General features: G+C 71.1%; 12 protein-coding genes. 1 reads left to right on the plus strand and 11 read right to left on the minus strand.

What is annotated here, in order from left to right; translation table 11 throughout:
* Positions 1-114: 114 nt before the first annotated feature.
* From JO379_RS06695 to pyrR, 7 genes are all read right to left on the minus strand, one after another.
* Positions 115-1,245, minus strand: coding sequence for a quinone-dependent dihydroorotate dehydrogenase (locus JO379_RS06695; protein WP_209514333.1), 1,131 nt, complete (start codon positions 1,243-1,245; stop codon positions 115-117).
* An 89-nt stretch (positions 1,246-1,334) separates the two neighbouring features.
* Positions 1,335-4,643: a carbamoyl-phosphate synthase large subunit gene (gene carB, locus JO379_RS06700; RefSeq protein WP_209514335.1), complete on the minus strand. Its 3,309-nt coding sequence runs from the start codon at positions 4,641-4,643 to the stop codon at positions 1,335-1,337.
* Positions 4,636-5,778, minus strand: a complete 1,143-nt coding sequence (gene carA / locus JO379_RS06705) for a glutamine-hydrolyzing carbamoyl-phosphate synthase small subunit (RefSeq protein ID WP_130876856.1) — start codon at positions 5,776-5,778, stop codon at positions 4,636-4,638. The genes carB and carA overlap by 8 nt, the downstream gene beginning before the upstream one ends.
* Positions 5,775-6,353, minus strand: coding sequence for a PH-like domain-containing protein (locus tag JO379_RS06710; RefSeq protein ID WP_130876857.1), 579 nt, complete (start codon positions 6,351-6,353; stop codon positions 5,775-5,777). Before JO379_RS06710 ends, carA begins: the two co-directional genes overlap by 4 nt.
* The gene (locus JO379_RS06715) at positions 6,350-7,636 is read right to left on the minus strand and encodes a dihydroorotase (protein WP_130876858.1); all 1,287 of its coding nucleotides are present in this window, start codon (positions 7,634-7,636) and stop codon (positions 6,350-6,352) included. Before JO379_RS06715 ends, JO379_RS06710 begins: the two co-directional genes overlap by 4 nt.
* Positions 7,637-7,638: 2 nt before the next feature.
* Positions 7,639-8,685, minus strand: a complete 1,047-nt coding sequence (locus JO379_RS06720) for an aspartate carbamoyltransferase catalytic subunit (RefSeq protein ID WP_130876859.1) — start codon at positions 8,683-8,685, stop codon at positions 7,639-7,641.
* 129 nt (positions 8,686-8,814) lie between these two features.
* Positions 8,815-9,414 (minus strand): bifunctional pyr operon transcriptional regulator/uracil phosphoribosyltransferase PyrR, encoded by a 600-nt coding sequence (pyrR, locus tag JO379_RS06725; protein WP_209514337.1) that lies wholly within the window; start codon positions 9,412-9,414, stop codon positions 8,815-8,817.
* Between the two features lie 221 nt (positions 9,415-9,635).
* Here pyrR and bldD point away from each other — a divergent pair, with 221 nt between their 5' ends.
* Complete coding sequence (bldD, locus tag JO379_RS06730; protein WP_004948690.1) at positions 9,636-10,136, plus strand: transcriptional regulator BldD; 501 nt, start codon at positions 9,636-9,638, stop codon at positions 10,134-10,136.
* A 167-nt stretch (positions 10,137-10,303) separates the two neighbouring features.
* On the opposite strand, the gene nusB is transcribed toward bldD, so the two are convergent.
* The 4 genes from nusB to JO379_RS06750 form a co-directional block, all read right to left on the minus strand.
* On the minus strand, positions 10,304-10,735 hold the full coding sequence (nusB, locus tag JO379_RS06735; RefSeq protein ID WP_130876861.1) for a transcription antitermination factor NusB: 432 nt from the start codon (positions 10,733-10,735) through the stop codon (positions 10,304-10,306).
* 2 nt (positions 10,736-10,737) lie between these two features.
* On the minus strand, positions 10,738-11,304 hold the full coding sequence (efp, locus tag JO379_RS06740) for an elongation factor P (RefSeq protein ID WP_130876862.1): 567 nt from the start codon (positions 11,302-11,304) through the stop codon (positions 10,738-10,740).
* 48 nt (positions 11,305-11,352) lie between these two features.
* The gene (locus tag JO379_RS06745) at positions 11,353-12,459 is read right to left on the minus strand and encodes an aminopeptidase P family protein (protein ID WP_130876863.1); all 1,107 of its coding nucleotides are present in this window, start codon (positions 12,457-12,459) and stop codon (positions 11,353-11,355) included.
* Between the two features lie 83 nt (positions 12,460-12,542).
* The gene (locus JO379_RS06750) at positions 12,543-13,289 is read right to left on the minus strand and encodes an AAA family ATPase (RefSeq protein ID WP_372449138.1); all 747 of its coding nucleotides are present in this window, start codon (positions 13,287-13,289) and stop codon (positions 12,543-12,545) included.
* Positions 13,290-13,351: the final 62 nt, after the last annotated feature.

The raw sequence follows: 13,351 nt of genomic DNA on the forward strand, positions 1-13,351 counted from the left end.
GCACGGCGCAGGCGGGCGCCGAAGGGCTCCAGGGGGGTGCTCTCGGTCACGGGGTTCCTCCGGGGTTCGGGGCGGGGCGGGGCGCGCGAGTCGGCTGCGACCCGGGCGGCGAGATCACGCCGTCGTCTCCCGCGCGGCAGCGCCCACCGCCTCGGCGAGGGTGGCGTACGGGCTCGCCGCGAGGCGCTCGGCCAGACCCCGGTGGATCTTCCGGCACCAGAACGGGCCCTCGTAGATGAAGGCGCTGTAGCCCTGGACGAGGGTGGCGCCCGCCAGGATGCGCTCCCAGGCGTCGTCGGCGGTCTCGATGCCCCCGACACCCACCAGGGTGATCCGGTCGCCCACACGGGCGTACAGACGGCTCAGGACCTCCAGCGAGCGGGCCTTGAGGGGGGCGCCGGACAGGCCGCCGGCTCCGATGGCCTCCACCGTGCGCTTCGGCGTCTTCAGGCCGAGCCCGTCGCGGGCGATGGTGGTGTTGGTGGCGATGATGCCGTCCAGGCCCAGTTCGAGCGCGAGGTCGGCGACGGCGTCGACGTCGTCGTCGGCGAGGTCGGGGGCGATCTTCACCAGCAGCGGTACGCGCCGGGTGGTGACCGTGCGGTCGGCGGCCTCGCGCACGGCGGTCAGCAGCGGGCGCAGCGCCTCGGTGGCCTGGAGGTTGCGCAGCCCCGGCGTGTTCGGGGAGGAGACGTTGACGACGAGGTAGTCGGCGTGCGCGGCGAGGCGCTCGGTGGAGGTGACGTAGTCGGCGACGGCCTCGTCCTCGGGGACGATCTTGGTCTTGCCGATGTTGACGCCGACAGTGGTCCGGCTGTGCTGTTTGCCGAGGGCGGCCTTCCGTGCGCCCAGCCGCTCCGCCACGACCGCCGAGCCGTCGTTGTTGAAGCCCATGCGGTTGACGAGGGCGCGGTCGGCGACGAGGCGGAAGAGCCGCTTCTTGGGGTTGCCGGGCTGCGGCCGGCCCGTGACGGTGCCGATCTCGACGTGGTCGAAGCCGAGCATCGTCATGCCGTCGATGGCGGTGGCGTTCTTGTCGAAGCCTGCGGCGAGGCCGAAGGGGCCGTGCATGCGCAGGCCGAACGCCTCGGTGCGCAGCGCCTTGTGGCGGGGCGCGAGGACGGCCGCGACGAACGTGCGCAGCACCGGGACGCGGGCGGCGCGGCGGATCCAGCCGAAGGCCAGGTGATGAGCCTGCTCGGGGTCCATCCGCTGGAAGAGCAGTCGGAAGAGGAGGGAGTACATGGGGCCAGACCTTCGTAGGGCGAGCGGGGTATCCGTTCCGGACCGCCCGCCCTCCCCGGGGCGGGGAGGGCGGGCGGTCGGGGGAAGGACTACTGCCGGGCGGCGGTCAGGCGCTCCGCGTGCTCCTGCAGGGAACACACGCCGACGTCGCCGCGGGTGAGCGCCTCGATGCCCTGGACGGCGGCCGCGAGGGCCTGGACCGTGGTCAGGCACGGCACCGCGCGGGCGACCGCGGCGGTGCGGATCTCGTAGCCGTCGAGGCGGCCGCCGGTGCCGTACGGGGTGTTGACGATCAGGTCGACCTGGCCGTCGTGGATGAGCTGGACGATCGTCTTCTCGCCGTTCGGGCCCTCGCCCTCGCTCTGCTTGCGCACGACGGTGGCGTTGATGCCGTTGCGCTTGAGTACCTCGGCGGTGCCCGAGGTGGCGAGCAGCTCGAAGCCGTGGGCGACCAGCTCACGGGCCGGGAAGATCATCGAGCGCTTGTCGCGGTTGGCGACGGAGACGAACGCGCGGCCCTTGGTGGGCAGCGCGCCGTAGGCGCCGGCCTGCGACTTGGCGTACGCCGTGCCGAAGACCTTGTCGATGCCCATGACCTCGCCGGTGGAGCGCATCTCCGGGCCGAGAACGGTGTCCACGCCGCGGCCGGAGGCGTCGCGGAAGCGGCTCCACGGCATCACGGCCTCCTTGACGGAGATCGGCGCGTCGAGCGGCAGGGTGCCGCCGTCGCCCTCCTTGGGCAGCATGCCCTCGGCACGCAGCTCCGCGACGGTCGCGCCCAGCGAGATGCGGGCCGCGGCCTTGGCGAGCGGCACGGCGGTCGCCTTCGAGGTGAAGGGGACCGTCCGGGAGGCGCGGGGGTTGGCCTCCAGCACGTAGAGGATGTCGCCGGCCATGGCGAACTGGATGTTGATCAGGCCGCGGACGCCGACGCCCTTGGCGATGGCCTCGGTGGAGTTCCGCAGCCGCTTGATGTCGAAGCCGCCGAGGGTGATCGGGGGCAGCGCGCACGCGGAGTCGCCGGAGTGGATGCCGGCTTCCTCGATGTGCTCCATGACGCCGCCGAGGTAGAGCTCGTGGCCGTCGTAGAGCGCGTCGACGTCGATCTCGATGGCGTCGTCGAGGAAGCGGTCGATGAGGACCGGGTGCTCGGAGATCAGACCGGCGTGGCGGGTGAGGTACTCCCCCAGCGAGGGCTCGTCGTAGACGATCTCCATGCCGCGGCCGCCGAGCACGTAGGACGGGCGGACCATGACCGGGTAGCCGATCTCGGCGGCGATGCCCTTGGCCTCCTCGAAGGAGAAGGCGGTGCCGTACTTCGGCGCGGGCAGCCCGGCCTCGGTCAGCACCCGGCCGAAGGCGCCGCGCTCCTCGGCGAGGTCGATGGCCTCGGGCGAGGTGCCGACGATCGGCACGCCGTTGTCCTTGAGGGCCTGGGCGAGGCCGAGCGGGGTCTGGCCGCCGAGCTGGACGATGACGCCCGCGACGGGACCGGCGAGGGTCTCGGCGTGGACGATCTCCAGGACGTCCTCCAGGGTGAGCGGCTCGAAGTAGAGCCGGTCGGAGGTGTCGTAGTCGGTGGAGACGGTCTCGGGGTTGCAGTTGACCATCACGGTCTCGTAGCCGGCGTCGCTGAGCGCGAAGGAGGCGTGGACACAGGAGTAGTCGAACTCGATGCCCTGGCCGATGCGGTTCGGACCCGAGCCGAGGATGATCACTGCGGGCTTCTCGCGCGGCGCGACCTCGGACTCCTCGTCGTAGGACGAGTAGAAGTACGGGGTCTTCGCGGCGAACTCGGCGGCGCAGGTGTCGACCGTCTTGTAGACCGGGCGGACGCCGAGCGCCTGCCGGACCTCGCGGACGACGTCCTCGCGCAGGCCGCGGATCGCACCGATCTGGGCGTCGGAGAAGCCGTGCCGCTTGGCCTCGGCGAGGATCCCCGGCTCCAGCTTCTCGGCGGCGGCGAGCTCCTGGGAGATCTCGTGGATCAGGAAGAGCTGGTCGACGAACCACGGGTCGATCTTCGTGGCGTCGAAGATCTCCTCCGCGCTCGCGCCGGCCCGGATGGCGTCCATGACCGTGTTGATCCGGCCGTCGGTCGGCACCACGGTCTTCGCGAGCAGCTCGGCCTTGTCGCCGGGCTCGGAGGCGAAGTCGAACTGCGAGCCCTTCTTCTCCAGCGAGCGCAGCGCCTTCTGCAGGGCCTCGGTGAAGTTACGGCCGATGGCCATGGCCTCGCCGACCGACTTCATGGTGGTGGTCAGCGTGGCGTCGGCGGCCGGGAACTTCTCGAAGGCGAAGCGCGGCACCTTGACGACGACGTAGTCGAGCGTGGGCTCGAAGGACGCCGGGGTCTTCTCGGTGATGTCGTTCGGGATCTCGTCGAGGGTGTAGCCGACGGCGAGCCGGGCGGCGATCTTCGCGATCGGGAAACCGGTGGCCTTGGAGGCCAGCGCCGAGGAGCGGGAGACGCGCGGGTTCATCTCGATGACGATGATCCGGCCGTCGTCGGGGTTGACGGCGAACTGGATGTTGCAGCCGCCGGTGTCGACGCCGACCTCGCGGATGATCGCGATACCGACGTCGCGCAGCCGCTGGTACTCGCGGTCGGTCAGCGTCATCGCCGGGGCGACGGTGATCGAGTCACCGGTGTGCACGCCCATCGGGTCGAAGTTCTCGATGGAGCAGACGACCACGACGTTGTCGTTCTTGTCGCGCATCAGCTCCAGCTCGTACTCCTTCCAGCCGAGGATGGACTCCTCCAGGAGCACCTCGGTGGTCGGGGAGAGCGTGAGGCCCTGGCCGGCGATGCGGCGCAGCTCGTCCTCGTCGTGGGCGAAGCCGGAGCCGGCGCCGCCCATGGTGAAGGAGGGGCGGACGACGACGGGGTAGCCGCCGAGGGTGTCGACGCCCGCGATGACCTCGTCCATCGTGTGGCAGATGACCGAGCGGGCGGACTCGCCGTGGCCGATCTTGGCGCGGACGGCCTCGACGACGCCCTTGAACAGGTCGCGGTCCTCGCCCTTGTTGATCGCCTCGACGTTGGCACCGATGAGCTCGACGCCGTACTTCTCCAGCACACCGTTCTCGTGCATGGAGATCGCGGTGTTGAGCGCGGTCTGGCCGCCGAGGGTGGGCAGCAGCGCGTCGGGGCGCTCCTTGGCGATGATCTTCTCGACGAACTCCGGGGTGATCGGCTCGACGTACGTGGCGTCGGCGATCTCCGGGTCGGTCATGATCGTGGCCGGGTTGGAGTTGACGAGGATGACCCGCAGGCCCTCGGACTTCAGCACCCGGCAGGCCTGGGTGCCGGAGTAGTCGAACTCCGCTGCCTGGCCGATGACGATCGGGCCGGAGCCGATGACCAGGACGGACTGGATATCGGTGCGCTTAGGCACGCTGGCCCTCCATGAGCTTCACAAAGCGGTCGAACAGGTACGCGGCGTCGTGCGGACCGGCTGCTGCCTCGGGGTGGTACTGGACGCTGAAAGCCGGCTGGTCGAGGAGCTGGAGCCCCTCCACCACGTTGTCGTTGAGACAGACGTGGGAGACCTCGACGCGGCCGTAGGGGGTGTCGGTCGCGGCGTCGAGCGGGGCGTCGACGGCGAAGCCGTGGTTGTGCGCGGTGACCTCGACCTTGCCGGTCGTGCGGTCCTGCACGGGCTGGTTGATGCCCCGGTGGCCGTACTTCAGTTTGTAGGTGCCGAAGCCGAGCGCGCGGCCGAGGATCTGGTTGCCGAAGCAGATGCCGAAGAGCGGCGTCCTGCGCTCCAGGACACTGCGCATCACGGAGACCGGGTGGTCGGCGGTGGCCGGGTCGCCCGGGCCGTTGGAGAAGAACACCCCGTCGGGGTCGAGGGCGTAGATGTCCTCCGCGGTGGCGGTGGCGGGCAGCACGTGCACCTCGATGCCGCGCTCGGCCATCCGGTGCGGGGTCATGCCCTTGATGCCGAGGTCGATCGCGGCGACGGTGAACTTCTTCGCACCGATCGCGGGGACGACGTACGCCTCCTTGGTGGCGACCTCGGCGGCGAGGTCGGCGCCCTTCATCTCGGGGGCCCGGCGCACCTCGGCGAGCATGGTGTCCGCGTCGGGCAGGTTGTCGCCGGAGAAGATGCCGACCCGCATGGCGCCGCTCTCGCGCAGGTGGCGGGTGAGGGCGCGGGTGTCGATACCGCTGATGCCGACGACGCCCTGGGCGACGAGTTCCTCGTCGAGGGAGCGGCGCGAGCGCCAGTTGGAGGGGATCCGGGCGGGATCGCGCACCACGTAACCGGCGACCCAGATGCGGCCGGACTCGGGGTCCTCGTCGTTGACGCCGGTGTTGCCGACGTGCGGGGCCGTCATGACGACCACCTGACGGTGGTACGAGGGGTCGGTCAGGGTCTCCTGGTAGCCGGACATGCCGGTGTTGAAGACCGCCTCGCCGAAGGTCACCCCCACGGCCCCGTAGGCGCGGCCGCGGAAGGTACGGCCGTCCTCCAGGACGAGTACGGCGGGAACCTTGCTGGCTCCCCGGGTGGAGGTCGTCATCGTGCGCCTTCCGTCTGGTTCTCGTTGTGCTGTGCTTGTGCCGTGGCGATCGCCTCGACCCAGGCCGCGTGCTCGGCGGCCCGGTCGGAGCGGAAGCCGGAGTCCAGCTGCTTGCCGCCGTGCTCCCAGGTGATCACCAGCAGGCCGCCCTCGGCGAGGACCTTGCCGGCGATGCCCTTGTCCAGCCGGGCGCCGCGCAGCCGGTCAGCGGGGATGAAGAAGTCCTGCGCCCCCGGCCGGACGACGCCCAGGCCTTGGTCCGTCAGGGTGAGCTCGACGCGGCTGCGGGTGCCGAGGCCGTGCGCGACCACGCGGTCGAGCCACTGCCCGGCGGTGGTGGAGCCGTGGTAGCGCCCGGTCATCGTGAGCGAGGGCGTGCCCGGCTCGTCGGGGACGTCGGGCAGCTCGGGCAGGTCGCCCTGGAGCGTGGCCCGCCACTTCCAGCCCTCGCGCATCAGCCAGTAGACGAGCGCGACGAAGAGCAGCAGTCCGACGACCCAGCCGATGCGCGCGGCCCAGTCGGTGACGTCCGCGGACTTCTGTTCCGCCGCCAGATTGATCAGTGCAGATGTCACGCGAGATTCCCGTCCACGACCGTTGCCCGGCCCCGCAGGAAGGTGTGGGTGACGCGCCCCGGCAGCTCGCGGCCCTCGTAAGGGGTGTTGCGGCTGCGGGAGGCGAAGCCCGCGGGGTCCACGACACCACGGTAAGCGGAATCGAGCAGGGTGAGGTTGGCGGGCTCCCCGGCGGCGATCGGCCGTCCGTGTCCTTCGAGGCGGCCGATGGCGGCCGGGCGGACGGACATCCGGTCGGCGACGGCCTCCCAGTCGAGGAGACCGGTGTCGACCATCGTGTGCTGGACAACGGACAGGGCGGTCTCCAGCCCCACCATGCCCATGGCCGCCGCGCCCCACTCGCAGTCCTTGTCCTCGTGCGGGTGCGGGGCGTGGTCGGTGGCGACGATGTCGATGGTGCCGTCGGCGAGGGCCTCGCGCAGCGCCATGACATCGGCCTCGGTGCGCAGCGGCGGGTTGACCTTGTAGACCGGGTTGTACGAGCGCACCAGCTCGTCGGTGAGGAGCAGGTGGTGCGGGGTGACCTCGGCGGTCACGTCGATGCCGCGGGACTTGGCCCAGCGGACGATCTCGACGGAGCCGGCGGTGGAGAGGTGGCAGATGTGCACGCGGGAGCCGACGTGCTCGGCGAGCAGCACATCGCGGGCGATGATCGACTCCTCGGCGACGGCGGGCCAGCCGCCGAGGCCGAGCTCGGCGGAGACGATGCCCTCGTTCATCTGGGCGCCCTCGGTGAGGCGGGGCTCCTGGGCGTGCTGGGCGACGACGCCGTCGAAGGCCTTCACGTACTCCAGCGCGCGGCGCATGATCACCGCGTCGTCCACGCACTTGCCGTCGTCGGAGAAGACCCGCACCCCGGCGGCCGACTCGTGCATCGCGCCGAGCTCGGCGAGCTTCTTGCCCTCCAGGCCGACGGTGACGGCGCCGATGGGCTGTACGTCGCAGTAGCCGGACTCCTTGCCGAGCCGCCAGACCTGCTCGACGACGCCCGCGGTGTCGGCGACGGGGAAGGTGTTGGCCATGGCGAAGACGGCCGTGAAGCCGCCGCTCGCCGCGGCGCGGGTGCCGGTCAGGACCGTCTCGGAGTCCTCGCGGCCGGGCTCGCGCAGATGGGTGTGGAGGTCGACGAGGCCCGGCAGCAGGATCCGGCCGTCGGCCTCGATGACCTGGGCGCCCTCGGCGGACAGGCCCGTGCCGACCTCGGCGATGGTCTCGCCGTCGATGAGGACGTCCTGCGGCTCGCCGCCGAGGACCTTCGCGCCGCGAATAAGGATCTTGCTCATGATTACTTGTTCTCCTCGTTGCGGGCGGTGGTGGCGGACGCTGCGGGTGCCGAGGGCGCGCTCTCGGGGTCGAGCACGGCCCCGCCGAGCAGCAGGTACAGGACGGCCATCCGGATGGAGACGCCGTTGGCGACCTGCTCGACGGCCGTGCAGCGCACGGAGTCGGCGACCTCGGCGGTGATCTCCATGCCGCGGTTCATCGGGCCGGGGTGCATGACGATGGCGTGCTCGGGCATCCGGGCCATCCGGTCGCCGTTCAGCCCGTACCGGCGCGCGTACTCGCGCTCGGTGGGGAAGAAGGCGGCGTTCATGCGCTCGCGCTGGACGCGCAGCATCATCACGGCGTCGGACTTCGGCAGCACCGCGTCGAGGTCGTAGGAGACCTCGCAGGGCCAGCGCTCGACGCCGTAGGGCACGAGCGTGGGCGGCGCGACGAGGGTGACCTGGGCGCCGAGCGAGGTCAGCAGGTGCACGTTGGAGCGGGCCACGCGGCTGTGCAGGATGTCGCCGACGATGGTGATCCGGCGGCCTTCGAGGTCACGGCCGGTGCCGTCGCCGGGCCCCTGGTGGTGGGTGGGGCCGCCGTCGGCGGCGCCCGCCAGGTGGCGGCGCATGGTGAAGGCGTCGAGCAGCGCCTGCGTGGGGTGCTCGTGGGTGCCGTCGCCGGCGTTGACGACCGAGCCGCCGATCCAGCCGGAGGTGGCGAGCCGGTGCGGGGCGCCGGAGTCGCCGTGCCGGATGACGACGGCGTCCGCGCCCATCGCCTCCAGGGTCAGGGCGGTGTCCTTGAGCGACTCGCCCTTGGAGACCGAGGAGCCCTTGGCGGAGAAGTTGATGACGTCGGCGGAGAGCCGCTTGGCGGCGGCCTCGAAAGAGATGCGGGTGCGGGTCGAGTCCTCGAAGAAGAGGTTGACGACGGTACGGCCGCGCAGGGTGGGCAGTTTCTTGATCGGCCGGTCGGCGACCCGCGCCATCTCCTCGGCGGTGTCGAGGATCAGGACGGCGTCGTCGCGCGTGAGGTCGGCGGCCGAGATGAGGTGGCGCTTCATCCGGTTACTCCGTGGTCGAGGAGGTATGGGGGTGCCTGGGCGAGCGGCTGCCGGGCATGCGGCGGCACGGCCCCGGGACCGTTCGGGCCCTGGGCGAGGTGCCGGAGACCCGGGCGGTGGGGCGTGGCGCTACTGCTCGTCGGCCGCGGTGGACTCGCGGAGGCCGAGGAGCACGCTGTCGCGGCCGTCCTCCTCGGTGAGCTGCACCTTGACCGTCTCCCGCAGCGACGTGGGGAGGTTCTTGCCGACGTAGTCGGCGCGGATCGGAAGCTCACGGTGGCCGCGGTCCACGAGGACCGCGAGCTGGACCGCGCGCGGGCGGCCGATGTCACCGAGCGCGTCGAGCGCGGCGCGGATGGTGCGGCCGGAGAAGAGCACGTCGTCGACGAGGATCACCAGCCGGCCGTCGATCCCGTCACCGGGGATCTCGGTGCGGGCGAGCGCGCGGGCCGGGCGGAGCCGCAGATCGTCGCGGTACATGGTGATGTCGAGGGAGCCGACGGGCATCTTGCCGCCGGTGATCTCTTCGAGCTTGGCGGCCAGCCGGCGGGCGAGGAAGACGCCACGCGTGGGGATGCCGAGGAGCACCACGTCGTCGGCGCCCTTGGCGCGCTCGACGATCTCGTGGGCGATGCGGGTCAGTACCCGGGCGATGTCCGGTGCTTCGAGCACGGGACGCGCGGAGCCGGTGGGCTTCGCCGCCGGTTTCACGTCACGGTTTGCGTCCATACGAAACGGACCTCCTTCTCCGCCTCACGGGACGGACATTAAAGGACGTCGGATTAACGTGTTTCACGGTACCAGGGCCCCAGCGAAACACTCACCACCGCCCCACGCGGGCCAGGGTGTGGACCATTCGGCTTGACGAAGCCAGATTACGCTGCGTAACCTCACAGTGAGTTACCAGCCCGCGGCGGAGCCGCATATCGATACGCTGTCTGGGGAGCTTTATGTCCAGCGAATACGCCAAACAGCTCGGGGCCAAGCTCCGTGCCATCCGCACCCAGCAGGGCCTCTCCCTCCATGGCGTCGAGGAGAAGTCCCAGGGCCGCTGGAAGGCCGTGGTAGTGGGTTCGTACGAGCGCGGCGACCGTGCCGTGACCGTGCAGCGCCTGGCCGAGCTGGCCGATTTCTACGGCGTGCCGGTGCAGGAGCTGCTGCCGGGCACCACGCCCGGCGGTGCCGCCGAGCCGCCGCCGAAGCTCGTTCTGGACCTGGAGCGGCTGGCCCACGTGCCGGCCGAGAAGGCGGGCCCCCTCCAGCGCTACGCCGCGACCATCCAGAGCCAGCGCGGCGATTACAACGGCAAGGTGCTGTCGATCCGCCAGGACGACCTGCGCACCCTCGCGGTGATCTATGACCAGTCGCCCTCGGTGCTGACCGAGCAGCTGATCAGCTGGGGCGTGCTCGACGCGGACGCGCGCCGTGCCGTGCAGCACGAAGACGCCTGACGCGTCAGCGTTCGGTCGCCGTCTTCTGCGCAGACCGTGGCGGAAACCGCGGAAATCTGAGCAGAAACGTACCGCCGGGGGCGGTGGAACCCTTTCGGGTTCTCACCGCCCCCGGCGGTTTTTTGCGCTGTGCGGGTGCTGTGCGGGTGCTGTGCGGTCCGCGGCGGCTATTCCGCGCGCCGCAGCCCCGGCTTGAGCTCCTTGAAACGGCCGAGCAGACCGTTGACGAAAGCGGGCGAGTCGTCGGTGGAGAACTCCTTGGCGAGCTGCACCGCCTCGTCGATCGCCACCGCGTCCGGGGTCTCGTCCTCCCAGATCAGCTCGTACGCACCGAGGCGCACGATGTTCCGGTCGGCGACCGGCATCCGGTCCAGGTCCCAGTCGACCGCATAGGTCGCGATCAGCTCGTCGATCCGGGACACGTGCTGCGCGTATCCCTCGACCAGCTGCATCGTGTACTCGTTGACCGGCGGCTGCCGGTCGTCGGACCGCGAGTGCCGGACCCAGTCCGCGAGCACGTTCTGCACGGAGGAACCGCGCTGATCGGCCTCGAAGAGGATCTGGAAGGCGCGCTTACGGGCCTTGCTACGGGCGGCCACGGTTAGCTGTTCACCCGACCGAGGTAATCACCGGTGCGAGTGTCGACCTTGATCTTCTCACCCGTGGTGATGAAGAGCGGGACCTGGATCTCGTAACCGGTCTCCAGCTTGGCGGGCTTGGTGCCACCGGTGGAGCGGTCGCCCTGGACGCCCGGGTCGGTGTGCTCGATGACGAGCTCGACCGCGGCCGGCAGCTCGACGTAGAGCACCTCGTCGCCGTGCTTGGCGACGACGGCCTCGAAGCCCTCGAGCAGGAAGTTGGCGGCGTCACCGACGGCCTTGCGGTCGACGTGCAGCTGGTCGTACGTGTCCATGTCCATGAACACGAAGTACTCGCCGTCCATGTACGAGAACTGCATACCGCGCTTGTCGACGGTGGCCGTCTCGACCTTGACGCCGGCGTTGAAGGTCTTGTCGACGACCTTGCCCGACAGCACATTCTTGAGCTTGGTACGGACGAAGGCGGGGCCCTTGCCGGGCTTGACGTGCTGGAACTCGACGACGGACCAGAGCTGGCCCCCGTCGAGCTTGAGCACCATGCCGTTCTTGAGGTCGTTCGTGGAAGCCACGGTTGCGGAATCTCCTGGACTGAAGCTGGTGGAACCAGGAGATGCGCGCTAAAGCGCGAGCAGCTCCTTGGTCGTGATGGTGAGTAGCTCGGGTCCGCCGTCCGCCTCAGGGCGGACGACGAGCGTGTCATCGATCCGGACGCCGCCCCGCCCCGGGAGGTGAACCCCCGGATCTACGGTGACCGGCACGCAAGCGTCCAGTTTACCCATGGCCGAGGGCGCCAGCCGAGGGTCCTCGCCGATTTCGAGTCCCACACCGTGGCCGATGCGCGGTCCGAGCCGCTCGGCGTGCCCCGCGCCCTCCAGCACCAGCCGTGCCGCGCGGTCCACTTCGCGATACGCGGCGCCCGGTGCGAGCGCCTCCCGGCCGGCTCGCTGGGCTGCGAACACGTGCTCGTACAGCTCGATCTGCCAGTCCGCCGGGGAGGTGCCGATCACAAACGTACGGGCCACCTCGCTGCGGTAGCCGCGGTAGTCGGCGCCCAGGCAGACACTGAGGAAATCTCCTTCCTCCACCCGGCGGTCGCTGGGCGGATGACCGACCAGACCCGAATTCGGCCCGGTGCCGACCGACGTCGGAAAGGCGGGGCCCCGCGCGCCGTGATCGATCAGCCGGCGCTCGAGTTCCAGCGCGAGGTGCCGCTCGGTGCGCCCGACGAGGATCGATTCGAGCAGCTCGCCCAGGGCGTGGTCGGCGATCTCCGCGGCGATGCGCAGCGTGGAGATCTCCTCGTCGTCCTTGACGATCCGCTGCTGCTCCACAGCCGTACCGAGATCCGCCAGCCGCAGCCCGGGCGCGACGGAGCGCAGCGCGCGGTGCCGGGCCACGGTCAGATGGTGCTCCTCGACCGCGAGGGAGCCCACCTTGGCGGCCGCGGCGCGCTCGGCACCCGCCACGGCCGGGTCGCCCTCCGGCGTCGGCAGCACCACGACCCGCAGATCCTCGGCGGGCCGGCCGGCCGCGCCGTCCGCGTACGGATCGTCGGCGCACAGCAGCACGTCCTCGCCCCCGCCGACCAGCAGCGCGGCGCCGGCGGGGGCCCCGCCTGCCAGATAGCGGACATTGGCGTCCCCGGAGACGAGGGCGGCCTCGCTGCCGGCCGCCTCGCACCGCTCGCGCAGCCGCGTGCGCCGTGCCGCGTAGACCTCGGACATGCTTCCGAGCGTACGGTCAGGCGCCGTGGGCGGCCGTTCCAGCGCGTCCGACCGAGGGCCGGACCGGAAGCGGTCCCGGGGGCCTACCAGCCGGGCGGGCCGGCCAGTGCGCGGGCGACCACGTCGTCCAGGAGCCGGGCGGTGGTGGTGACGTCCTGCTGGGAGTTGTCGATGATGGGCAGGCCGGAGCCGTACCAGCCGGCCATGCGGCCGTGGATCCGGGCGACCTCCTCGTCACTGAGGCGGCGGTTGCCACTGCGCTCGGCGTTGCGCTCCAGGACGACCTCCAGGCCCGGCAGCAGCACGACGGGCAGCAGGCCGGGCCCGACGTGCCGCTTCCAGCCGCCGAGGCCCACGACGGGCCGGTCGGGGAAGACGGCGTCGTCGAGGATGCAGGAGATGCCGTTGGCCAGGAAATTGCGGGCCGCGAAGCCGCAGGTGCGGCGGGCGAGCCGGTACTGGGCCTCGGAGTGGTCGTTCCACCCGGACTGCGGGTCGGCGAAGCCGGAGCGCACCCATTCGCGCACGTCGTCGAGGCTGATGTGGGCCGTGGGCACCCGGCGGGTATCGGCCCAGTGCCGGGCCACGGTGGTCTTGCCCGCGCCCGCCGGGCCGATGAGCAGCACCGCGACGGCGGCGGTCTGCGCCACGGCGTCCTGCCCGGGCGCGGGCGGCGGCACTGCCGGCATCGGGGGGTGCGTTGGCGGCCCCACGGGGTACTGCATCCGGTGGCACTCCGTCTCGTACGGGCGACTGGCGGGGGGTCCCCCCTGGCCCCCGGACCGCGCTGACGCGCGGCGTCCTCGAACGCCGGACGGACTGAATTTCAGCCCGCTGGGGGCACCTCCCAGCGGTAGCTGGGGGAGTTCGAGGACCGGAGTCGGGAAGGGGC

The sequence above is a fragment of the Streptomyces syringium genome (assembly GCF_017876625.1).
Classification (GTDB): Bacteria; Actinomycetota; Actinomycetes; order Streptomycetales; family Streptomycetaceae; genus Streptomyces; species Streptomyces syringius.